This is a genomic window from Blautia sp. CGZ-1-C1 (assembly GCF_056504575.1).
Genome location: NZ_JBWLUT010000178.1, coordinates 1 through 24,836, shown reverse-complemented (window position 1 = coordinate 24,836; position 24,836 = coordinate 1). Strand labels below are relative to the sequence as shown.

20 protein-coding genes are annotated in these 24,836 nt (G+C 41.3%); 16 read left to right on the top strand and 4 right to left on the bottom strand.

The window, feature by feature from the left end; genetic code table 11:
- The first annotated feature begins 413 nt into the window (after window positions 1-413).
- From AC058W_RS16245 to AC058W_RS16215, 7 genes are all read left to right on the top strand, one after another.
- Window positions 414-1,316: a carbohydrate ABC transporter permease gene (locus AC058W_RS16245; protein WP_117675836.1), complete on the top strand. Its 903-nt coding sequence runs from the start codon at window positions 414-416 to the stop codon at window positions 1,314-1,316.
- 3 nt (window positions 1,317-1,319) lie between these two features.
- Window positions 1,320-2,168 carry a carbohydrate ABC transporter permease gene (locus tag AC058W_RS16240; RefSeq protein WP_118410898.1) on the top strand — a complete coding sequence of 283 codons (849 nt, stop codon included), beginning with the start codon at window positions 1,320-1,322 and terminating at the stop codon, window positions 2,166-2,168.
- Between the two features lie 186 nt (window positions 2,169-2,354).
- Window positions 2,355-2,525, top strand: coding sequence for a hypothetical protein (locus AC058W_RS16235; RefSeq protein WP_479390329.1), 171 nt, complete (start codon window positions 2,355-2,357; stop codon window positions 2,523-2,525).
- 28 nt (window positions 2,526-2,553) lie between these two features.
- Window positions 2,554-4,143 (top strand): sensor histidine kinase, encoded by a 1,590-nt coding sequence (locus tag AC058W_RS16230; RefSeq protein ID WP_479390328.1) that lies wholly within the window; start codon window positions 2,554-2,556, stop codon window positions 4,141-4,143.
- Window positions 4,136-5,692 (top strand): response regulator transcription factor, encoded by a 1,557-nt coding sequence (locus AC058W_RS16225; RefSeq protein WP_118516606.1) that lies wholly within the window; start codon window positions 4,136-4,138, stop codon window positions 5,690-5,692. The genes AC058W_RS16230 and AC058W_RS16225 overlap by 8 nt, the downstream gene beginning before the upstream one ends.
- 22 nt (window positions 5,693-5,714) lie before the next feature.
- Window positions 5,715-7,835 carry a glycoside hydrolase family 3 C-terminal domain-containing protein gene (locus AC058W_RS16220; RefSeq protein ID WP_119245094.1) on the top strand — a complete coding sequence of 707 codons (2,121 nt, stop codon included), beginning with the start codon at window positions 5,715-5,717 and terminating at the stop codon, window positions 7,833-7,835.
- Window positions 7,836-7,929: 94 nt separating this feature from the next.
- A complete protein-coding gene (locus AC058W_RS16215) occupies window positions 7,930-8,979 on the top strand; it encodes a hypothetical protein (protein ID WP_479390327.1) in 1,050 nt (349 codons plus the stop codon).
- A 122-nt stretch (window positions 8,980-9,101) separates the two neighbouring features.
- Here the strand turns inward: AC058W_RS16215 and AC058W_RS16210 are convergent, their stop codons facing one another.
- The gene (locus AC058W_RS16210) at window positions 9,102-10,676 is read right to left on the bottom strand and encodes a glycoside hydrolase family 43 protein (protein ID WP_479390326.1); all 1,575 of its coding nucleotides are present in this window, start codon (window positions 10,674-10,676) and stop codon (window positions 9,102-9,104) included.
- A gap of 384 nt (window positions 10,677-11,060) precedes the next feature.
- Between AC058W_RS16210 and AC058W_RS16205 the strand changes: the two genes are divergently transcribed.
- The 9 genes from AC058W_RS16205 to ade all read left to right on the top strand — a co-directional run bounded on the left by AC058W_RS16205 (window position 11,061) and on the right by ade (window position 21,138).
- Window positions 11,061-11,393: a zinc-binding dehydrogenase gene (locus AC058W_RS16205; RefSeq protein ID WP_479390333.1), complete on the top strand. Its 333-nt coding sequence runs from the start codon at window positions 11,061-11,063 to the stop codon at window positions 11,391-11,393.
- Between the two features lie 366 nt (window positions 11,394-11,759).
- Window positions 11,760-12,671, top strand: a complete 912-nt coding sequence (locus AC058W_RS16200; RefSeq protein WP_479390325.1) for an NAD(P)/FAD-dependent oxidoreductase — start codon at window positions 11,760-11,762, stop codon at window positions 12,669-12,671.
- A 14-nt stretch (window positions 12,672-12,685) separates the two neighbouring features.
- Entirely contained in the window at window positions 12,686-12,988 is a 303-nt protein-coding gene (trxA, locus tag AC058W_RS16195; protein ID WP_117675852.1) for a thioredoxin, read from the top strand.
- A gap of 6 nt (window positions 12,989-12,994) precedes the next feature.
- Window positions 12,995-14,659, top strand: a complete 1,665-nt coding sequence (locus AC058W_RS16190) for a B12-binding domain-containing radical SAM protein (protein WP_479390324.1) — start codon at window positions 12,995-12,997, stop codon at window positions 14,657-14,659.
- A 140-nt stretch (window positions 14,660-14,799) separates the two neighbouring features.
- Entirely contained in the window at window positions 14,800-15,483 is a 684-nt protein-coding gene (locus AC058W_RS16185) for an AIR synthase-related protein (RefSeq protein ID WP_118410892.1), read from the top strand.
- Between the two features lie 108 nt (window positions 15,484-15,591).
- Window positions 15,592-16,092: a tRNA (cytidine(34)-2'-O)-methyltransferase gene (locus AC058W_RS16180; RefSeq protein ID WP_117675858.1), complete on the top strand. Its 501-nt coding sequence runs from the start codon at window positions 15,592-15,594 to the stop codon at window positions 16,090-16,092.
- Window positions 16,093-16,161: 69 nt separating this feature from the next.
- On the top strand, window positions 16,162-16,746 hold the full coding sequence (locus AC058W_RS16175; RefSeq protein ID WP_479390323.1) for a TetR/AcrR family transcriptional regulator: 585 nt from the start codon (window positions 16,162-16,164) through the stop codon (window positions 16,744-16,746).
- Window positions 16,747-16,971: 225 nt separating this feature from the next.
- Window positions 16,972-18,948: an oleate hydratase gene (locus AC058W_RS16170; protein WP_181991558.1), complete on the top strand. Its 1,977-nt coding sequence runs from the start codon at window positions 16,972-16,974 to the stop codon at window positions 18,946-18,948.
- A gap of 465 nt (window positions 18,949-19,413) precedes the next feature.
- On the top strand, window positions 19,414-21,138 hold the full coding sequence (ade, locus tag AC058W_RS16165; protein ID WP_479390322.1) for an adenine deaminase: 1,725 nt from the start codon (window positions 19,414-19,416) through the stop codon (window positions 21,136-21,138).
- A 153-nt stretch (window positions 21,139-21,291) separates the two neighbouring features.
- On the opposite strand, the gene AC058W_RS16160 is transcribed toward ade, so the two are convergent.
- The 3 genes from AC058W_RS16160 to AC058W_RS16150 form a co-directional block, all read right to left on the bottom strand.
- Window positions 21,292-22,704, bottom strand: coding sequence for a sensor histidine kinase (locus tag AC058W_RS16160; protein ID WP_117675864.1), 1,413 nt, complete (start codon window positions 22,702-22,704; stop codon window positions 21,292-21,294).
- Window positions 22,701-23,402: a response regulator transcription factor gene (locus AC058W_RS16155; RefSeq protein WP_117675866.1), complete on the bottom strand. Its 702-nt coding sequence runs from the start codon at window positions 23,400-23,402 to the stop codon at window positions 22,701-22,703. Before AC058W_RS16155 ends, AC058W_RS16160 begins: the two co-directional genes overlap by 4 nt.
- An 11-nt stretch (window positions 23,403-23,413) precedes the next feature.
- Window positions 23,414-24,836 (bottom strand): endonuclease MutS2 (locus AC058W_RS16150; protein ID WP_479390321.1); only part of this gene is annotated, 1,423 nt, incomplete at its 5' end.

Here is a 24,836-nt window from a genome sequence, read left to right as displayed (position 1 = left end):
TTTGTAAAGCAGGCGTTCATTTTGACCTGAGTAAGGCAATAGCAGAAGGGGTCTGCACAGTAAAAAGTGCGGATCCCTTTATCTTGAAAATATGTAAGCACAAAGAGTGTGCTTGAAAAATTATTTCAATTAAATTATAAATTGGGTTTCAAACATTTTTTAGGCAGCGGAGAGCTACATTTTATTTATATTAACGATAAGTAAGATGTGTGATGAAATCTGATTTTATAACATGTCAAGCAGCATGTCAGGAAAGTATATCAAAAAGTCATATCAATATATCTGAACATATTCCGAAAGTATTTTTCAAACATACTCTGGCATATACAGGATTACAGATTTTTGCAGTCCGTAAATATTTCAGGTCAGATGAAAATAACAAAAAGTAATAAATAAAAGGGAGGCAGAAAAAAATGAATGAAAAGGGAATGTCTCTGTTGCAGTTAAGACAGAGAAAAACACGCCAGACAGCAGCACTTTTCCTGGCACCGGTCATCATTTTATTAATAGTATTTATTGCATATCCAATCGTAGATACATTTATCACCAGTGGATACCAGTGGAATGGTATTTCAGCAGATAAAAAAATGGTTGGATTTGCAAACTGGGCGAAACTGATCAAAGACACGAAATTCTGGATTGCATTTAAGAATAATGTAATCATTATGATCTTATCCATTGTAATTCAGATTCCTTTAGGTCTTGCAATGGCAACATTTCTTGACTTTGGTGGTAAGAAATTGACTGTCTTTAAAGTTATCTGGTTTATTCCAATGCTGATGTCATCTGTTGCAATCGGTTTCCTTTTTACCTACGCACTTGCAACAAACGGTGGTATCGTAAGTACGATTTCAGGCTGGTTTGGCGGTGGCAACATTGACCTTCTGGGAAATCCGAAGCTGGCACTGATCACAGTTATCCTGATCATTGCATGGCAGTTCACTCCATTTTATATGGTTTACTTTATGGCTGGTTATACAAATATTCCATATGATGTATTTGAGGCAGCCAGAATTGATGGTGCTACAAGAGGACAGTATTTCTGGAAGATTGCACTTCCGCTTCTTGTTCCGTCTATCAAGAGTGCAGCAATCCTTTCTATGGTAGGATCTCTGAAATACTTCGATTTAATCTATGTAATGACAGGCGGTGGTCCTGGTACATCAACAGAGCTGATGGCAACTTACATGTACAAAGAGTCATTCAAGAACTTTAACATGGGTTATGGTTCAGCCATTGCAGGTGGTATGTTTATCCTGATCACAATGGTATCTATGATCACAATGAAACTTGTAAACGGAAAACAGGAGGATTAAGGAATGGACAGCTATAAGAAAAGTAAAAGAAAAAGTATCATAGCCTGGACTGTTGCCTTTATCCTGGCTATCGGAGCAGCAATTGTATCATTTATGCCTTTTGTATTCATGGTACTGAACTCTTTTAAAGAAAAGTTTGAAATGCTTACAAAAGGTGTATTTCAGCTCCCGGATAAATTAAACTGGTCAAACTATACAGAAGTACTGACGGGTGGATTCGGAAACTATTTTAAGAACAGTGTTATCGTTCTTGCTATTTCCCTGATTCTGTTATTATTTATCTCTGCCTGTGCATCTTATCCGCTGGCAAGATTTAAATTTAAAATGGCACAGCCGATTTATGCGATCATCGTAGCATGTATGTCAATTCCGGTACATATTACATTGATTCCGGTATTCAAAATGTCGAAGTCAACCGGACTTTACGATACGATTTGGTCACTGATCGGACCATACATTGCATTTGCAGTTCCGATTTCTGTGTTTATCCTGACAAGCTTTATGAAAGAGATTCCGAGGGAAATCGAAGAATCAGCAGAAATTGACGGATGTGGAAAAATCCAGATGTTCTTTTCCATGATCCTGCCTCTGTCCAAACCAGGTATGGCAACACTTGCTATTTACAACGGCGTAAATATGTGGAATGAGTTTTCTTTTGCAAACACACTGACACAGTCAGCACAGAACCGTACCCTTCCACTGGCAATCTGGGAATTCCAGGGACAGTATTCCATGAATACACCAATGATCATGGCAGTTCTTACTCTGACATTGTTGCCGATGGTTATCATGTTTATCGTATTCCAGGATAAGCTGGTAAAAGGTATGACAGCAGGTGCTGTAAAGGGTTGATATTATCCGGAACATTTGTTGTACTTATTTGCTGGTGAATAATGAATGTGATATGATAGATAACATCATAACATCCGAATAAGAAAATTCCATATTCAATATAGAAATCAATCAGGTTGGGGACAAAAAATTTTTGGCCCCAACTTCATGTATATAAAAAATATGTGACAGATAAGGAAAAACAACATGAAAAAATGGATAACAAAATTCAAACACTGGAAGTTTGATAAAAAGCTTCGCCTATTTGAAACCGTCAGTATTCTTCTTGTAGCGCTGACGGTTGCAGGTGTTTCTCTGAGCTTTTTTTGTGGCAGCTATGAAAGAACAGTCGGTAGAATTGCTGCAAATGCAGAATAATACAGTTTCAGAGTCATTTCGGGATTCTATGAATTCGTATAAAGAGCTTGTGCTGGGAACAATTATGGATGATTCTGTTCAGAATTATTGCAGGCAGGTGGAACATGATAATCTGAAAACAGCAGACATTAATGCGATTTACAGTAAGCTTGAAAATCTGAATAACATGTATGAAAGCATGAATTTTGCAGCAGTTGTCAGTAAAGATTATGAAAACTATTACTATAGAGGCAAAGGCACGCTGTCAGTTACACAGTTCGAAGAGGTATATCCTCAGGCATATATAAGAGGCAAATATGCGCAGAAAGGAACATTGAAGGTTTCCTATAATAATGATTATTATAAAGGAAACAGATATACGTTAAGTATATATTATCCGTTGTATGACTGTAGTAAAGTGTCCGGCGAAAAAGGACTTTTGTGTATGAATTTTGATGATCCGGCTGTGCAGAGAATGCTGGCTACAGGTGATTCATCAGCAGAAACGATAGTTGTTGACACTGACGGGATGATTTTACTGTCTGAGGATAAAGAGAAGACAGGACGATATGTAAATTACATAGATGATATGGAAAATGGAATACAGACTTTTTCAGAGAGTGGAAATATGTATGTATGCCAGAAAATCAAAGGATGGAATTATTATGTCGTCAGTTCTGTATCCAGTTATAAATTATTTGAATCGGCATTACGAACATTAATTGTAGTTATTCTGGTACTTGTGGTGGTTCTGACAGTTGCAAGCTTTATTACAAAGGTTCTGATCAGAAGGATGTATCGGCCTTTGGATAAGGTAGTATCAAAAATGGATCACGTTGCAACAGGATCTTTACGAACACGAATCAATGTAGAAAATATGGGAGAAGATTTTACGAAGCTTGCGGTGGGATTTAACTCTATGATGGACGAAATCGAGGTGCTGATGGAGCAGGTAAAACTGGAACAGCATCAGTTAGAGCAGATTCGTTTTAATGCCCTTCAGTCTCAGATTCAGCCGCATTTTCTTTATAATACGCTGGAATGTATTCACTGGCAGGCAATTGCCGAGGGAAACAAGGAAATTTCCACGATGGTAAAAGCACTGGCAAAATATTACAGAATCTGCCTCAGCAACGGGCATGATGTGATTTCGCTTAGAGAAGAAGTAGAGCATATCAGAAATTATATGATCATTCAGAATATGAGATATGACAACATTATCGGAAGTGAAATCGTAATTGAACCGCAGGTGGAAGAGAGTCTGATACCGAAGCTGACTTTACAGCCATTGGTTGAAAATTCCATTTATCATGGAATGAAAGTAAAAGAGGGAAAAAGAGGCACTTTGTATCTGACAGCTATGAAAGTTGAGGATGAAGTGGTAATCACTGTATCTGATACAGGAACGGGAATGAGCCAGAAAGAAATTGATGAGATGAATGAACAGCTCTCCCGATATGAAGATTCTTTTGGATATGGAGTGAGGAATGTAAATAAACGAATCGAACTTCTCTTTGGAGAAGGGTATGGATTGAATTACCGGAAAAATGAGTCTGGTGGTGTAACTGTAGTGATTCATCTTCCATTTCAGACAGAAATGAAGAAAAATACTCCGGGAGGCGGGCGGACGTGTGTATAAGATATTAATTGTTGATGATGAAAAAATGATCCGTATGGGTATGAAAAATGCCATAGATTGGATGAAGATTGGAATTGATGAGGTATTTACGGCAGCGTCTGGAAATGAAGCGCTGGAAATTCTGAAAAAAGAAGAACCACAGATTATGGTGACGGACATTCAAATGACAGAGATGACAGGTCTGGAGCTCATCAAAGCGGCAAGGGAAGTTGTGCCGGAACTGCGAGTGATCGTACTTACCGGATTTGACAATTTTGAATATGCAAGGCAGAGTCTGCGTCTTCAGGTACAGGATTTCTTTTTGAAACCCATTGATGAAGATGACCTTTCCGATGCGATAGAAAAACAGCTCAAAGAAATTAAAAAGCTGGAGGATGATGAAAAAGAGCAGGCTAGATTATGGCGCTCTCAGGGATCTGTGGCACAGATGCGTCTGGAACAATGCATGAGAAATCTGGTTCATGAGAAAAATAATAAAGAGATGCAGCTTTATATTCTTCAGAAGGATTTTCGGTTTGACATTAAACAGAAGATGAGTCTGATTCTTCTGGAACAGGGAATGTATGCGGAAAGCAGAGATGACGGAAAATTTCGTGCTATGTCGGTAAAGAATGTCTGTATGAGTATGATAGATTCCAGAAATATGGGAATTACATTTACCGATGAAGATGGTACGATCGCAATTGTCTGTTTTGAAAAAGATGATGGAGATAGCGTTCTCGAAAAGACAGAAGAACTGTCTGATGTTCTGAAAGATGAATTTGAATGTAAGCCGAAAATTACGGTAGGAAGCACCGTTCAGGGATTTGAAAATCTTGTGATTTCCTATAATGATGCCAGATATCTTCTGGAGCATGAGAGGGAAAACATTCAGGATATCATACAGACAATGGGTGCACAGAATAAGAAGAAAATGTTCTGGGATATTTATTCTGAACTGAGAAATATTATGATTTCCAATATAGGAAATACTGCATTAGTGATGAAGGCATTTAACACGTTTAGCAAGGCGACAGAATCTTATAATCTTTCACCGACGATTGTGAGAAGATGCTGTTTTGAGATTGCATCTTCCCTGAGTTTTGCATATATGGAAGATTCTGGAGAGATGTCAGATGGAAAACTGGACGCACTTTCTAAAAGCCTGGCATCTGTAGGAAGGGAAGAGGCCTGTGAGATTACCAGAATGTTCATTGACCAGATTCCTGGAAATGAGGAGGAAAATGTACATTACATTATTTCTAACGCCAAACATTATATAGATGAACATCTTGCAGAGGATATCTCTGTTTCCAGCATAGCAACCAATCTCTACATTACACCTAATTATTTTTCCAGACTTTTTAAACGGATTACAGGAGAAGGATGTAATGAATATATCGTCAGAAAGAGAATTGAGAAAGCACGCAGCCTGCTGGAAACAACCAGTATAAAAACAGGGAAAATCGCAATGATGGTAGGATATCGGGATACGAACTATTTTTCGCTGGCATTTAAGAAGCACACCGGAAAGTCACCGACGAAATATAGGGAAGAAATGCAGAAATAATATAAAACAGGAGGATCTTGAAATGAAAGACCACAGGAAAGAAAGAGCAGAGGCAAGAAAAAAAGCAGAAAAACTGGTATCACAGATGACAATTCTGGAGAAAGCATCTCAGTTAAAATATGATGCGGCTCCGGTAAAACGCCTGGGAGTTCCGGCATATAATTACTGGAATGAAGCACTGCATGGAGTGGCAAGAGCCGGGGTGGCAACAATGTTTCCGCAGGCAATTGCAATGGCGGCAGTATTTGATGATGAGGAAATGAAAAGGGTAGGAGATATCATTGCCACAGAAGGAAGAGCTAAATACAATGCTTATTCTGCAAAAGAGGACAGAGATATTTATAAAGGTCTTACTTTCTGGTCACCGAATGTAAATATTTTCAGAGATCCGAGATGGGGCAGAGGACATGAAACTTATGGAGAAGATCCATATCTGACTTCAAGACTTGGTGTGAAATTTGTAGAAGGAATCCAGGGTGATGGACCGGTTATGAAAGCAGCAGCATGCGCGAAACATTTTGCTGTACATAGTGGACCGGAATCTCTCAGACATGAATTTGATGCTGAAGTGAGCATGAAAGATATGTGGGAAACGTATCTTCCAGCTTTTGAAGCATTGGTGACAGAAGCGGATGTGGAAGCGGTAATGGGAGCATACAACCGTACAAATGGAGAACCATGTTGTGCACATAAATATCTGATGCAGGATGTGCTGAGAGGAAAATGGAAATTTGAAGGACATTATACATCTGACTGTTGGGCAATCCGTGATTTCCATGAACATCATATGGTGACTTCTACTGCAAGACAGTCAGCAGCCATGGCATTAAATGCAGGATGTGATTTAAACTGTGGAAATACATATCTTTACATGATGGGGGCTTATCAGGATGGTCTTGTGACAGAGGAAAAAATCACAGAATCCGCAGTAAGACTTTTGACAACCAGATATCTTCTTGGATTGTTTGACGGAAGTGAGTATGATAAAATACCTTACAGTGTTGTAGAATGTAAAGAACATATAGAAGAAGCTCTGAAAATGGCAAGAAAGAGCTGTGTTCTTCTGAAAAATGACGGTGTTCTGCCAATCGACAAAACAAAAGTAAATACGATTGGTGTGATCGGGCCGAATGCAGACAGCCGTGCGGCACTGATTGGAAACTATCATGGAACATCTTCGGAGTATATAACAGTTCTGGAAGGAATCCGCGCGGAAGCAGGTGAGGATGTGAGAATCCTTTACTCACAGGGATGCGACTTATATAAAGAGAAAGTAGAGAATCTTGCGTGGGATCAGGATCGTATCTCAGAAGCTGTTATCACTGCAGAAAACAGTGATGTGGTAGTGCTTTGCGTGGGACTTGATGAAACACTGGAAGGAGAAGAAGGCGATACCGGAAATAGTGATGCGTCTGGTGATAAGATGGATCTTCATCTTCCGAAAGTACAGGAAGAACTGATCGAGAAAGTGACTGCTGTAGGTAAACCTACCATTGTGGTTCTTATGGCAGGAAGTTCAATTGACCTGAATTATGCACAGGAGAACTGTAATGGAATCCTTCTGGCATGGTATCCGGGTGCAAGAGGTGGACGTGCAGTAGCAGACCTGCTGTTTGGAAAAGAGTCTCCATCCGGAAAACTTCCGATTACTTTCTATAAAGATCTGGAAGGAATGCCGGAATTTACAGATTATTCTATGAAGAACAGAACTTATCGTTATATGGAAAAAGAAGCACTTTATCCATTTGGATATGGACTTACTTACAGTGATACTTATGTGAAAGAGGCAAAAGTAACGAATGAAGTATCCAAAGATTCAGATATCAGATTAAAAGTAACCGTAAAAAATGCCGGAATTATCGATACGGATGATGTTATACAGATTTACATTAAAGATTTGGATTCTCCGCTTGCAGTGCGCAATTACAGCCTGTGTGCATTTAAGAGAGTTTCTCTGAAGGCAGGAGAGGAAAAAACAGTAGAACTTACCGTTTCAAATAAAGCGATGAATGTGGTTGACGAAGAAGGAAACCGCTATATCGCAGGCGAACGTTTTAAATTATTTGCCGGAGTATCGCAGCCGGATGCCAGAAGTACAGAACTGACAGGACATCAGCCGATGGAAGTTGAGGTTACACTTTAAGTTTACCGAATCAGACAAGCTCTTTTCTATAATTACGGATATCTGCTTGATAACAGTTACCAATACCATATATATGGGCAGGAGGAAGAAAGACATGAAAAACAGAATAAAAAAAATATTACTACTTGGAATGACAGCCATGTTTACTGCCGGTGCAGCCGGCACTGCAGTAAGTTCCTGCCCTGTGTGGGCAGATCAGGCAGAAGATTCCGGGGAAAACGGCAAAGATGCAGAAGAAAATTCCGGAGAAAACAGTGAAGAAGTGACAGAAGATTCCAGATTAAAGCAGGTGGAGCATCCGAGAATGTCCACTTATGGAATCCGCAGTTTCTCAATTGTAAAAGACGGACAGGAAGTATTCAGAATTGCACAGGAACCGGCAGATTATAAGATGGATTTTGATTATTGGGAGATTACGAATCCGTATGATGAAATCGCAACAGTAAATACTGAAAATATGTATGAAATGTTTGGCGTTCTTGTTAATTTTGATCTGAGTAATGGCATAGATACAACAGATACAGATACGGGACTGGATGATACACAGACATATTTTACTGTGGATTTTGTGAATACAGTCAATGATGATACTGCCAGAGAAAAGGAAGATGCAGATGCGACAGCAACTATTTTGATTGGAAACACAGATGAGAATGGTGATTATTATGCAACAGTAAAAGGATATGAAGATGCAGTTTATCTGCTTTCCAAAGAATCTGTCAACAGCCTTCTGGAACTCAAACCATTTAATCTGATCCTGAAAATTCCGGCGTTGGTAAATATTGATACTCTTGAAAGTGCAGATATGACTGTTGGTAAGAAAACATATACCATGAAGCTCGATGGAGAGAAGTATAAATTCAATAAGAAATCCGTAAAGAAAGAGAAGTTTACAGAACTGTATCAGGCACTTCAGAGTGTAATGCTGGATTCGGAAATCGGAGAGACAAAGAGTGCAGAGGAAAAAGAAGAGGTTTTATCTGTAACATTCCACAGAAATACCGAAGAAGCTCCGGAAATTACTCTGAAATATTATACTTATGATGATATCTATGACAGTCTGGAAATCAATGGAACTGAAAGATTCCTTGTAAAGGCAGAGGATGTTGATGCCTTGGTAAAACAGATAAAGAAAGCGTTTTAACAGAAATAGAAAAGTCCGGCTTTGATTGTGAGATAACAATAAGCCGGACTTTTTTTGATATGTTATAATTTCATTTTTTAAGTATATTTATTCTTGGATTCATTATTTCTGCCAGAATTAAATTATTCACCCTGATAATTAAACCAGTCAAAGTCAGCATGATTTGTGCTGGAATGATGGTTGGAACTTGTGTACATGCCAATGTAAGTTCCGGTAAATCCATTATTGATAACAGAACTTAACAGAGATGCCTTCAGTCCACGAATAAGAGGAATCATTTCCTGATCGTTGTGTCCGTAATAGAAATCGTAGTCAGTAGTATTTCCCTGTACACTGAGGTAAATACGTTTTGTGTCTCTGACTTCTGTTTCTGCAAGCAGAGATTTGATACCATTTTCAGTCTTGTAAGCCTGAAGGACTAATTTTCCGTTTTTCTGAGTTAATACCATTAAATAGTGAAAACGGTCATCCTGTACCAGTGCGATTCCAGCCTCTTCGTTTTCGGCTGCCGGAGTGAATTCCATAGCTGTTCTTGCCAGAAAAACTTTATGTCGTTGTCTGCGTCCGACAAATGAAGGGAGGCAGATCTCATTCATAACTTCTTCTCTGGTATACAGGCGCAGATAGCCAAAACGTTCTGTCAGGGAATAAATCGGTTCTATTGGAGGATGAATGGTATTCCACTGCATCTGCAGCGTTTCACATTCAAAATTATCAGATTCTGGCATTAAAGGATAAATCGTTCGGGGCAGATCCGGCAGACGGTCTTCTGTCTGGACAAGCCCGGTTTCGTTATCTACCATTGGCCATCCATCTTCGGCCCAGATGATTGGAACCATAAAAGTTTCACGGCCAAGGTTATAGTGTTCTCCCTCGTAAGGACGGACTGCCAGAAGAACCATCCACCATTCTCTATTCTGTGTTTCTACGATATCTGCATGGCCGGTTACGGAAATCGGATTTAACAGAGGCATATGTCTGTGAGTGACGATAGGGTTTCTTGGACAGATTTCGTAATCGCCCTGAATCGTACGACAGCGTGCCATCTGTACGCTATGGTTGACAAAGGTGCCGCCTTCTGCAACAAGAAGATAGTACCAGCCATCTTTTTTATAAATATGCGGTGCCTCAATCCATTTACTTCGTGTTTTTACTCCATCCCAGATAATATAGCGGGGACCTTTGAACTGGAAAGTTTCCGGATCAAGTTCGTTCAGATAAATTCCATGATGTCCTTCATAAAGACAGTCCGGACTGATGTAGTTTCCTACATACCATAAGGAACCGTCATCGTCAAAGAACAGGCTGGAATCAATGCCATCGGCTCCTTTTACAACGACCGGATCACTCCAGGGACCGGCAGGATCTTTGGCTGTGATAATATAGTTATCGCGGTCTGCTTCGCGTCCGGCAGAGACAAAGGTGTTAATAATGTAATAAGTTTCGTCGTGATAACGGATGCTTGGCGCCCAGAGTCCCTCAGAAGTTTCACAGTTTTTGTAGTCAAGCTGTTCTGGTCTGTGAATACCATGACCAATCTGTTCCCAATGAACCAGGTCTCTGCTGTGGAAAATAGGAAGTCCGGGATAATAAACAAAAGATGAGGTAACCATATAATAATCATCTCCTACCCGACAGATAGAAGGATCTGGATAGAAGCCAGGGAGGAGAGGATTGTGATACGTTTCTTTTAGCATAAAAGTGCCTCCTAGTAATGAGAATCTAAAGACTAAACAGAAGTAGTCCTGTTATTAAAATGTTTCCGGGCAGGATTGCACTACGGCGAAGAGAAAGTATGTTACTAAAGTGACTCGCCGCAGGTGAAAAGTCCTGCAGGCAGGATTCTTTCCTGTAATATAAAATTAACTATAGGAGAGAACCAGAAAAAGTAAAATAGAAATATGTTTCTATTTTATGGAAAAAACAACACAATTTCAGAGACCAAAATTTTGTATAAATTGATCAGATAGTAAATTGCTGCGCCGACGGCAGCTGCCTCGGTAGGATAGTGGCATGGTCGGATAAAGCTTCCGTTATTTTCAAATGGATTAAGTGAAAGTGCTTTAAGGCGGAACTCTTAAATTGAAGAACTTACAAATGGTCGTGGAGCAGATGTGGTCTTTGAAACAGCCGGTTCACCGGTAACAATTGCTCAGACACCGTTTATTGTACGTAGAGGCGGTACGATCACTCTTGTAGGAATTTCCGCAAAAGAAGAAATCAACTATAACTTTGCTCAGATTATGGATAAGGAAGCAACCATTAAATCTGTGTTCCGTTACAGAAATATTTATCCAAAGGCAATTGCGGCAGTGTCCAGTGGCGCGATTTATCTGACAATCCGGCTGCTGTACAGAAACAGGATATTTGTACAACAGCTGGATTTTTTGTACTATCAGGAAATCACTTCGTAGGATTTCTGTTTAACCAAATCAAGTAAGTCCCCTGCTTCAATTGCGAAGAGCAATAAGCAGTGGGTGGGGACTTGCTTGTATCAGAAGGGGTACAAGCCCCTTCTGATAAACTGCGAAGCAGTTATTTGGTTATGAGCAAGTAGCGAAAGCGGATTGCGAATATCCGATTGACTAAGTAAAATTGGTTACGGTATAGGGGGGGGGTAGTGATAAAATTAAACAAAAATTATCCAAATAAAAGAATGGATTTTTTGCAAAAATCGTAGTATAGTAATGATAGCCTTAGACTATACTGAAAAAAGAGCAGACAGGATTGTTCCCTATCTGAGTCCGAGGGAAAGATTGGCAGAGAGCAGGTGACAGAATTTGGAAAAAGTGATAATCATAGGTGCCGGACCTGCAGGGATTTCAGCTGCGCTTTATGCGGTAAGAGGAAATCTTGATCCGCTGGTGATCAATAATGGGATCGGTGCTTTGGAAAAAGCAGAGAAAATAGAAAACTATTACGGACTGGAGCATCCGCTGTCCGGTCAGGAATTATATGATACCGGAATCGCCCAGGCAAAAGCACTTGGCGTGCGAATGCTGGATGCGCAGGTTCTGGGAGTCGTAGGATTTGATACTTTTGTGGTGAAGACTACAGAGGGTGAGTTTGAAACACAGAGTCTGATCCTTGCAACAGGCAGTAAACGTGCTGCACCGAAAATTCCGGGGATTAAGGAATTTGAGGGAAGAGGCGTCAGCTATTGTGCGATATGTGATGCGTTTTTCTACAGGGGAAAAGATGTAGCAGTTCTGGGAAATGGAGATTTTGCCATGCATGAGGCGAAAGAACTGGCAAATACTGCCTCTACAGTGACCATCTATACAAATGGTGAAGAACCTGAATTTACCCTGGAAGGAAATATCAGTGTAAATACAATGAAAATTCAGTCTGTGGAGGGTGATGAACTGGTTTCCGGAATCCGCCTTGCACCAGATATGCAGGCGCAGGAGACAGACTCAGATACCGAAATGGCAGTCGGTGAGTTTTGCCATGCGGACGGTTTATTTATTGCGATGGGAACAGCCGGAAGTACAGAGATTGCCCGCCAGATGGGCGCGGAACTTACGGAAAAAGGAAATATTCTGGTCAATGAGAACATGGAAACAACCATTCCGGGACTTTATGCAGCAGGTGACTGTACGGGTGGACTTCTCCAGGTGGCGAAAGCCGTTTATGATGGCGCACAGGCAGGAATCAATGCTGGAAAATATGTAAGATCATTAAATAAGTAAAGGAGTAATGAATGATGGCAAAAGAGATTACAGTAGAAAATTTCGAGACAGAAGTATTAAAATCAGAGAAACCAATTCTTATCGATTTCTGGGCAACATGGTGTGGACCATGCATGCGTCAGGGACCGGTTGTAGAAGAACTGGCAGAGGAAGGATACGCAGTTGGTAAAGTAGACGTAGACCAGAATATGGCACTTGCACAGCAGTTTCGTGTTGTGAGCATCCCGACACTGATTCTGTTCAAAGACGGTGCAGAAGCACAGCGTTTCGTTGGCCTTACTTCCAAAGAAGAACTGAAAAGTGCACTGGAAGGCTAAGGATTTATGAAGATTTTATTAGCGGCATGCAATGCCAAATATATTCATTCCAATCTCGCGGTTTATGATCTTCAGGCATATGCAGCGAAATATGCGGATCATATTATATTGAAGGAATATACTATTAATCAGCAGAAAGATGATATCATGCGCGATATTTATCTGGAGCATCCGGATGTGGTATGCGTGTCCTGTTATATCTGGAACATTTCTTTTGTAAAAGAACTGATGGCAGATCTGACGAAGATTCTTCCGGACGCCGACTTCTGGGCCGGCGGTCCGGAAGTTTCTTATGATGCAGAGAAATTTCTTGCAGAGAATCCGGAATTTACAGGTGTTATGGTCGGAGAAGGGGAGGAAACTTTCCTCGAACTTTCCGGACATTATATAGAACAGTCACCGGCAGATCTGAAAGATATAACAGGAGTCTGTTACAGGGACGGGGAAAAAATCGTACATAATGGATGGCGTCAGATTATGGATCTTAGCAGTATTCCGTTTATTTACAAAGATCTGGCAGACTTTAAGAACAGGATCATTTACTATGAAAGCAGCAGAGGCTGTCCGTTTTCATGCAGTTATTGCCTTTCTTCCATAGATAAGAAGCTTCGCTTCAGAGACACAGAGATGGTGAAGAAAGAACTTCAGTTTTTTATAGACAATAAAGTTCCGCAGGTGAAGTTTGTAGACCGTACGTTTAACTGTAAGCATGACCACGCGATGGCAATCTGGAAGTATATCAATGAACATGATAATGGGGTAACAAACTTTCATTTCGAAATTTCTGCGGATTTATTGCGTGAAGAGGAATTACAGGAGATGTCCACTATGCGTCCGGGGCTGATTCAGCTGGAAATCGGAGTACAGTCCACAAACCCGGACACCATTAAGGCAATTCACAGAACTATGGATTTTGAAAAACTGAAGGGAATTGTGAACAGAATCCACAGTTTCGGAAATATTCATCAGCACCTGGATCTGATTGCAGGACTGCCTTATGAAGATTATGACAGCTTCAGGAAATCCTTTAATGACGTATATGCACTAAAACCTCAGCAGTTACAGCTTGGATTCCTCAAAGTACTGAAAGGCTCTCATATGATGGAAATGTGTCAGGAATATGAGATCGTATACAAAACACGCGAGCCATATGAGGTGCTTTCTACAAAATGGCTGGATTATGATCATGTATTAAAGCTGAAAAATGTGGAAAATATGGTGGAAGTGTACTATAATAGTGGTCAATTCCAGAATACATTAGAATATCTGGAAGGCTTTTTCCCGGATGCATTCTCTATTTATGAGGGACTTGGCAGATTTTACATGGAAAAAGGTTACGGAGATGTTTCTCATACAAGAATGCGCCGATATGAAATTCTGTTGGAATTTCTGGAAAATGTGCCGGAGATTTCCATGGATAAGGTGAAAGACCAGATGGTCTATGACCTGTATCTGAGAGAAAATTTAAAAAGCCGGCCGGGCTTTGCAAAAGACCAGAAACCTTTTGAGAGACAGATATGGGATTTCAGAAAACGGGAAAAAGTGGCAAAGAATGCACATGTGGAAGTATTTGCAGATGGAAAGGTGCTGCTGTTTGATTATGCGGACCGCGATCCGCTTACCAATAATGCGCATGTGGAAGATATAACTGAGAAAGTCAGCAGAATTTAAAGAGGTGAAGAAAAATGGGTATGTTTAATCCGAAGAACCGTAAAATAATTACCGCGATTATTGCAATCATTTTAGTACTTGCAATGGTAGTGCCGACAGTTCTGTCTCTGCTTGTATAAGAATTTTTCAGGAGAAAATAAATGAGACTTGGACAGGCGGCAATGGAGGCTCTTAAGGCAGAGATAACAGGATGCCTGCAGCCGGGAGATGAGCTGGTAGTAGCATGTCCGGTTGCCTTAAAAGGAACCTCTGTCATTGCAGAAAATAAAAAAGATATATTGGCAGAACGCTTTTCAGCCGGATTTATCCGGAATTGTATTTCTTTGTGGGAAGAATACGGAGCGCAGAAAGAGGTGGAGGATCAGACTGTACCGAATGAACAGGATTCTGACCAGATTGAAACTGGAAGCGCGCAAAGAGAGAAGAAAAGTATTGTCTGGAATATTGCACTGGAAGCAGGTGCCAGCGCATTATATGACATGGGTGAAGGCGGCTTCTTAAGTGCGCTCTGGAAGATGGCAGAAGCCTCAGAAGTAGGGCTGGAAGCAGACTTTCGAAAAGTTCCGGTCCGGCAGGAGACGATAGAGGTATGTGAAATTTTTGATTTGAATCCATACAAACTTCAGGCAGAAGGTTCCGTGCTGATCGGAATCCGGGGAGGCGAAGCTCTGGTGCAGAAACTTCGAAATGCAGGCTTTATGGCAGAGATTATCGGTCAGACAAATAATGGTAATGACAGGCTTCTGTACAGCGGCGGCAGTGCCCGTTACCTGGAACGCCCTGCTGAAGATGAGATATACCGTATATTGAAGAAATCTGTATAATGGATATAACTTTGCAACTGTAAAGATATAGAATATTAAGGTGATTTTCTGAGAATAGAAAATATAAGTATATCTAATAAATTAGATTAAAAGAGGAATGAAACAAAAATGGCAAAGTTAAATATTGTACTTCATGAGCCGGAGATTCCTGCAAATACAGGAAACATCGGCCGTACCTGTGTGGCAACAGGAACCAGACTTCATCTGATCGAGCCACTTGGCTTTTCTTTAAGTGAGAAAGCATTAAAGAGAGCCGGCATGGATTACTGGAAAGATCTGGATGTGACCACATATCTGGACTTCGAGGATTTCCTGGAGAAGAATCCTGGGGCAAAGATTTATTATGCAACGACAAAAGCACCGCAGACTTACACAGATGTTCATTATGAGGAAGACTGCTACATTATGTTTGGAAAAGAGAGTGCCGGAATCCCGGAGAATATTCTGGTAAACAATCAGGAAACATGCGTGAGAATCCCAATGATCGGAGACATCCGTTCCCTGAATCTGAGCAATTCTGTGGCAATCGTTCTGTACGAGGCATTACGTCAGAATAATTTTGATCATATGAATCTGGAAGGACATTTAAGAAATTACGACTGGAAATAAAAGATTGTTTTTCATTTCGTGTCGAGTAATTATAAAACAGACGGTTTGTAAAGAAACAGGAGGTGTTATATGCCAAATGCAACCAAAGCAGCACTGGAAGAATCTTTGAAAAGACTTCTTCTGAAGAAACCACTGGATAAGATTACAATCACTGATATCACTACAGACTGCGGAATCAGCCGTATGGCTTTTTACTATCATTTTAAAGATATTTATGATTTGGTAGAATGGTCTTGTGTTGAGGATGGAACGAAAGCACTTCAGGGCAAAAAAACGTATGATTCATGGACAGAAGGACTGACTCAGATTTTTGAGGCAGTACTGGAAAACAAACCGTTTATTATGAATGTTTACAGAAATGTAGACAGGGAGAGGATGGAACGTTATCTTTACCATCTTACATATGACCTGATCGTGGGCGTAGTGCAGGAAAAGAGTAAAGATCTGGATATCAGTGGAGAAGATAAGAAATTCATTGCGAACTTTTATAAATATGGATTTGTTGGTATCATGCTTGAGTGGATTCAGGAAGGCATGAAGGAGGATATAGAGGAACTGGTAAATAAGATGAGCCTTACTCTTCATAATACGGTGACAACCTCTATCCACAATTTTCAGAAAAATAGCGAAGAATGCTATTCGGAAATCGGTTAACTTCGAGGGTACTGAATAGTTGTAAAAACTTTACAAAAACCGCAGGGTGATAAAAAACTTATCATTCTGCGGTTTTTGTAAATTGAGAAAAGATATTTTTGCTGTTAATATACAGCCATAGCAACAAGAGAAAAGAAAATTCGGATGGATGAAATCCTTTAAATATGGGAAAAATATAAATCTGAAAGAACGTCCGAAAAAATCTGAGAAAGGTGGATGTGTATTATGAGTAAAAATAAAGGTTTAGGACTTGTATCCGCATTAGCAGTAGGAGCCGGCGTAGCAGCAGTGGTAGCAGGAAAGAAATATAAAACAACTGAGACAAAGAAAAAAGAAGAATATGATGCACTTCACAACACGAGTGAATACCGCAATACAGAGCGTGGAAAATATGAAAAAAACAGCAAGGGAATTTATTATTCCAATGGTAACTACGAAGCATTTGCTCATCCGAGAAAACCAGAAGGCGTAGATGATAAACATGCATATATCGTCGGAAGTGGTCTTGCTTCTCTTGCAGCAGCTTGTTTCCTGGTTCGTGACGGACAGATGCCTGGAAAAAATATCCACATTCTGGAAGCAATGGATATTGCAGGCGGTGCATGCGATGGTATCTTTGACCCGAGCAGAGGATATGTAATGCGTGGCGGACGTGAGATGGAAAATCATTTTGAATGCTTATGGGATCTTTTCAGAAGTATTCCATCTATCGAAACACCAGGTGTGTCTGTACTTGATGAATATTACTGGCTGAACAAAGAAGATCCGAACTATTCTCTTTGTCGTGCAACAAAAGAGAGAGGCAAGGATGCACATACAGATGGTAAATTTAACCTGAGTCAGAAAGGCTGCATGGAGATTATGAAGCTGTTTATGACAAAGGATGAAGACCTTTATGATAAGACGATCGAAGATGTATTTGATGATGAGGTATTTGATTCTACATTCTGGTTATACTGGAGAACGATGTTCGCATTTGAGAACTGGCACAGCGCACTGGAAATGAAACTGTATTTCCAGAGATTTATCCATCATATTTCCGGACTTCCGGATTTCAGTGCTCTTAAATTTACAAAATATAATCAGTATGAATCTCTGATCCTGCCAATGCAGAAATATCTGGAAGAAGCAGGTGTTGAATTCCAGTTCAATACAGAGGTTACAAACGTACTCTTTGAGTTTGAAGGCAATAAGAAGATTGCAAAAGCTATTGAGTGCAAGGTAAACGGCGTAGAAAAGGGAATTGTTCTTACAGAGAATGATCTTGTATTTGTGACAAACGGAAGCTGTACAGAGGGAACAATCTATGGCGATCAGAATCATGCACCGAACGGAGACGCAGAAGTTCGTACAAGCGGATGCTGGAGCCTGTGGAAAAATATTGCAAAACAGGATCCGTCTTTCGGACATCCGGAGAAGTTCTGTTCTGATATTGCAAAGACAAACTGGGAATCTGCAACTGTTACAACTCTGGATGATAAGATCATTCCGTATATCACAGATATTTGCAAACGTGACCCGAGAACTGGTAAGGTTGTTACAGGTGGTATTGTCAGCTGCCAGGATTCCAGCTGGTTATTAAGCTGGACGATCAACAGACAGGGACAGTTCAAAGATCAGGACAAAGATAAAGTCTGCGTATGGGTATATGGTCTGTTTACAGATGTACCTGGCGACTATGTCAAGAAACCGATGAAAGAGTGTACAGGTAAGGAAATCACAGAAGAGTGGCTGTATCACCTTGGTGTTCCGGTTGAGGATATCGAAGATCTGGCTGAGAACAGTGCAGTTTGTGTACCGACAATGATGCCTTATATCACTGCATTCTTTATGCCGAGAACAAAAGGTGACAGACCTGATGTTATTCCGGATGGCTGCGTAAACTTCGCATTCCTTGGACAGTTTGCTGAGACACCCAGAGATACTGTATTTACTACAGAATATTCTGTGAGAACTGCTATGGAAGCGGTATATGGTCTGCTTGGTGTTGACAGAGGTGTGCCGGAAGTATGGGGAAGCGTTTATGATATCAGAGAGTTACTGGACAGCAGTGTGAAGCTGATGGACGGTAAATCTCCACTGGAAATCGAACTTCCGGGACCGCTCAATGCATTGAAGAAACCGCTTCTGAAAGTGGTTAAGGGTACCGTAATCGAGAAGGTATTGAGGGATCATGATGTGATCAAAGATTATATGATGTAATCGCTTTTGAAGATTTGAATAATATATCGAATTATGAAAAGACTGTGGGGGAGACCGCAGTCTTTTTTGAATAAGGGACGTGTAGAAAAATATATCTCTTCCGGCACGGCTGCGGGGGAAAGTAACTCTAAGCCTTTGGAAATTTGCTAAAAGCGTGTCAGAAAAATTCAAACTCGCCTGCGGCTCAGACAGTGAATTTTTCTGACACAACGCAAATTTCCAAAGACTAAGAGTTACTAATCCCCCTGTAGATGTGCCGGAAGAGATATATTTTTCTACACTGTTTAGTTCAAAGGACTAAAAATGAAAAGTGTACAGGAAAAATGAGTTGCATATTGAGAGGACAGATGATAATATATAATGAAATATAAAGAAAAAAATGTGTATGAATAAAAAAAGTCTGAAAATAACTGGGCTTTTATGTGCGTACGGTGTGTTGCAAGGATTGAGAAAGGAGGGTGTTTTATGGAACTGGAGGTTTATCGTAGATATTCGCAGATGGCGAGAGGTCTTGAGAAGGCGGAGCTGGTTTTTAAGAATGGGCGTGTGTTCAGTTCTGGTACGGGTGAGTTTATTGATGGTGATGTGGCTGTCGCGGATGGGATTGTGATTGGTATTGGTACATATGAGGGGGAGACGGAGATTGATCTGGATGGGAAGGTGATCTGTCCGGGATTTATTGACAGTCATCTGCATCTGGAGTCCACTTTGGTGACACCGGGAGAGCTGGTACGTCAGGCGGCGCAGTGTGGAACTACTACATTTATTGTTGATCCGCATGAATCGGCGAATGTATCGGGTACGGATGGAATTGATTATATTCTGGATCAGACGGAGGAGGCACCGGCGAATGTGTATGTGATGATGCCGTCGTGTGTTCCGGCTACTCATGTGGATGATAATGGATGTCTGCTTACCGCGGGGAAGATGAAGGGATATCTGGATCATCCGAGGATTCTGGGACTTGGGGAAGTGATGGATGCACCATCAGTGATTAATGGAAGTATTGCCATGCATGAGAAGCTTCATCTGTTCCGGGACAGAGTGAAGGATGGTCATGCACCGTTTCTGGCGCCTGGTGATCTGGCGGCGTATGTGCTTGGTGGGATTGATACAGATCATGAGTGTGTGGATTATGAATATGCAATGGCTGAAGCGAGAAATGGTATGCAGGTGCTTATCCGTGAGGGAAGTGCGGCGCGGAATCTGGATGCGATTGTGAAGGGAATTGTGGAGCATCATACGGATACTTCCGGTTTTTGTTTCTGTACGGATGATAAGCATATTGAGGAAATCCGTAAAGAGGGGCATATTAATTATAATGTGAAGCGTGCGGTGCAGCTGGGGCTTCCGGTTGAAAAGGCTTTGCAGATGGCAACGATACAGCCGGCAAGATGTTATGGGTTGTATCAGCTTGGTATGATCGCGCCCGGACGTCAGGCTGATTTTGTGATTCTGGATAATGTGACAGATCTGAATGTGGTAGATGTGTATCATTGTGGAAAGAAGATTATTAAGGATGAGAAGATGGAAGTGAAGCCGTGTCCTCCGCATCTGAAAAATACGGTTCATGTGTCAGGATTCAGTGAGGAACGTCTGAAACTGAAACATTCAGGGGAAAAAGCGCACGTAATCCAGATGTTGGAGAAGCAGATCGTGACGAAGCATATAATAGAAGAAGTTCCGTGTGCAGAGAAAGATGGTGAGAAGTATTTTGAATCAAATGAAGAATATCAGAAGATCGCTGTAATTGAAAGACATAAAAATACAGGAAAGATGGGCGTTGGTATTGTGAAGGGATATGGAATCCATGGAGGTGCGATTGCTTCAAGTGTTTCACACGATTCTCATAACATTATCGTGGTGGGCGATAATGATCATGATATGGCCCTTGCGGTGAAAGAGATGATGCGGACTCAGGGCGGTTATACATTGGTATGTGATGGAGAGATTTATGCGACTCTGCCACTGCCGGTGATGGGACTTATGAGTGATGCCGGATATGAGAATGTAAATGAAGCTCTGGCAAAGATGATACCGAAGGCTCATGAGATGGGGGTGAAAGATGGATTTGATCCGTTTATCACGTTGTCATTTATGGCATTGCCGGTTATTCCTGAAATAAGGATTACTCCGAGAGGCATTTATCTGGTAAATGAAGACAGGATGCTTAGAACTCCGTTTAGCTGAATGTCATATAAATCAAAATCTTATTGCTGACAGCGCTTTTCAAAGAGGTTTGACACGTGGCTGTTGAGGCGTGTTGAATAGCTGCGAAATGATTATAAATATAAAAATACCGTAGTGAGAGCAAAATAGCTTTCATTACGGTATTTTGTATGTTTATTTTGTTTTTTCTAAGGTAAAGATAAATTCTGTTCCTACTCCTTCGGTGCTTATTACATCGATGTTCTGATTATGCGCATTGATGATTTCTTTGACAATAGAAAGTCCAAGTCCAGTACCTTTGCGGTCTTTTCCGCGGGAGGCGTCAATCTTGTAGAAACGGTCCCAGATCTTGTTGAGACTTTCTTTCGGGATTCCTGTGCCATGGTCTTTAACTGATACAAAGACTTTGCCATTTTTGACAGTTGTTTCTATCTGGATGGAGGAATTGTCATTGCTGAATTTAATCGCATTGTCCAGAAGGTTGTAGAGAACCTGCTGAATCTGCTCCATATCAGCTTTGACATAGAGTTCATGTCCGGACAGAAGAAGTTCAAGCCGAATCTGGCGGTTTGTGCAGATTCCCTCAAAGGTAGCCGCGGTATTTTTGATTGTATCGTTGATATCGAAACGATGAATATGCATCATACGTTTCTTCATATCCAGTTCATTCAGAGTCAGAAGACTGCGGGTGAGTTTTTCCAGACGTTCGGACTCAAAGGCAATAATTTTCAGATAACGTTCCTGCATCTCATAAGGAATCGTTCCATCCAACATGGCGTTGACATAGCCCTTGATGGATGTGAGAGGAGAACGGAAATCATGGGAAACATTGGCGATGAATTTGCGCTGGTATTCGCCGTTTTTATTTAATTCATCCGACATATAGTTCAGGGTATTTGCCAGATAACCCATTTCATCTTCTGATACAACATCAATTTTGTATTCAAGATTACCACCGGCATATTCGCTGGCACCTTTCATGATTTTCGTGAGAGGTTTGCGGATATAATGACTGTAAACCCAGAGCAGGAGACTGGTAGCTGCATAGCAGATAAGGAAAATAAACTGCATAATAAACAGGATGCTGCTTCGACTCTGATACAGGTTAGTCATTGCGTAGTGAATCGCAACGTATCCTTTTGTAGTCATATCTGAAGTAATGGGAGCTATGACACTAAGCTGGTCAGTATCAAAATAGCCATAAAATTTACCGACCTGATAATAATTACTTCCCCATTTGGCAGCATCAAATTCGTCAAATGGAATCGGTTCATCGATAGCTATATTTTTACGTGTGCTGACAATGATTTCACCATTATTATTGATAATCCATAGTACTGCATCCTGAAAATCCGCGATTGCAGACAGATGTTCCTGAAGGCTGTCTACAGTAGCAGAGGAAATATTGTTTTTTACCGCTTCATTAGAGGCAATATTATGTGCCTCAGTATAAAGAGCGGCACTTAAGGAATGCTCGAAATGCCTTTCTACCATATAAGAGCCGCCCAGGGTTACGAGAAAAAATCCAAAAACTCCGATGAAGATATAGAACACCAGAAATTTTGTGGAGAGATGATGCTGTTTCATGGATTTTTTACCTCGAATTTATAGCCGATTCCCCATACAGTAGCAATAGCCCAGTGTGGGTTGTCTTTGATTTTTTCTCTCAGACGTTTGATATGAACGTCTACGGTACGGGTGTCACCAATATATTCATAGCCCCAGATGTGATCCAGAAGCTGTTCGCGGGTAAATACCTGGTTTGGTGAGGATGCAAGGAAATAGAGAAGTTCCAGTTCCTTTGGAGGCATATCTACCTGATGTCCCATATAAGTGACTGCATAGTTTGTCAGATTAATGGTCAGGTCAGGATAGTTGACGCACTTTTCATTAGAAGAAACAACAGGCTGCTTTACCTGGAAGCGCCTCAGGACAGCGCGTACACGGGCAACCAGTTCTTTGGAATCAAATGGCTTGATCATGTAATCATCTGCGCCAAGCTCCAGACCAAGGACTTTATCAAAAGTTTCGCCCTTGGCAGAGAGCATAATGATCGGCACATCAGAGGTGTGGCGGATCTCGCGGCATACTTGATAACCGTCGATTCCCGGAAGCATCAGATCCAGAATGATCAGATCCGGACGAAAGGAAGCAAATTCTTTCAATGCCTCTTCTCCGTCATTTACGATTTTTGTCTCAAAACATTCTTTAGTAAGATACAGGGCAATGAGCTCTGCGATATTATTATCATCATCAACGATAAGAATTTTCTGTTTGGAAACCATGGCAGTACCTCCTATTTCTTAAATTCTACGATTGTAACACCTGCATCGCCTTCGCCGAATTCACCGAGGCGGAAAGATTCCACGTGTTTCTGACGTTTGAGGTAATTGTGAACACCTTTTCTCAGGGCACCGGTTCCTTTTCCGTGAACGATACGGACGGATTTAAGATGTGCGATATAAGCATCATCCAGATATTTATCAAGTTCGGCAACGGCCTCATCTACTGTTTTTCCTAACAGGTTGATCTCTGTAGATACGTGGGCAGATTTAGACATACGGATCTTTCCGGCGCCTGTTCGCTGCATGGTCGGAGTTGTGATCTCTGCTTCGTCGATCAGTTCCAGATCAGAGATATGAACCTTGGAACGGATGATACCCATCTGTACAAAAAGGAAACCTTTATTGTCGGGACGGCTGCTGACTGTTCCCTTCAGGTTCATACTGAGAACTTTAACTGCATCACCAAGGGAGATGTCCTTGGCGGTAAGCTCTTTTTTAGGCTTCTTCGCAGCTGTTTTCTGGGACATGCCTTTCTCTGCTTTGTTCATACGTTTGCGCAGATCCTGACGTTCTTTTTCTACAGCAGAGAGATCCACATGGTCTTTCTGGAATTTATGGAACATTTTCATGGTCTTGTCTGCATATTCTTTGGCTTCACGGAGAACTGCATGAGCCTCCTCATTTGCCTGACGGATAATGCGGTCGCGCTGTTCGTTCAGCTTCTCCTGTTTGGATTCCATCTCGGATTTCAGGGAAGCAACTTCTTTCTTGTACTGCTCAATTTCACGACGCTCATTTTCGATAGTCACACGACTGCTCTCCAGAGAACTGAGGACATCCTCAAAGGATTCGTCCTGTTCACTGATCTGTTCTTTGGCCTTGTCGATGATGTAGTCTGGAAGACCAAGCTTGGAGGAAATGGCAAATGCGTTACTCTTTCCTGGAACACCGATCAGCAGACGGTAAGTCGGGCGGAGTGTTTCAACATCAAATTCACAGCAGGCATTTTCCACACCTGGAGTGGAGAGTGCATATACCTTCAACTCACTATAGTGGGTGGTCGCCATGGTACGGATGCCCTGTTCGTGAAGATGGGAAAGGATTGCGATGGCAAGTGCCGCGCCTTCTGTCGGGTCAGTACCGGCTCCGAGCTCATCGAAAAGGACGAGGGAGTGGCGGTTTGCTTTCTTAAGGAAAGAAACTACGTTGGTCATATGTGAGGAGAAAGTACTTAATGATTGTTCAATACTCTGCTCATCACCGATATCTGCGTAAACCTCCTCAAACAGTGCCAGCTCAGAACGGTCCAGTGTCGGAATGTGAAGTCCGGACTGTCCCATCAGGGTCAGAAGTCCGACCGTCTTTAAGGATACTGTTTTACCACCGGTATTCGGACCGGTGACAACAAGCAGATCGAAATCATCACCAAGACGG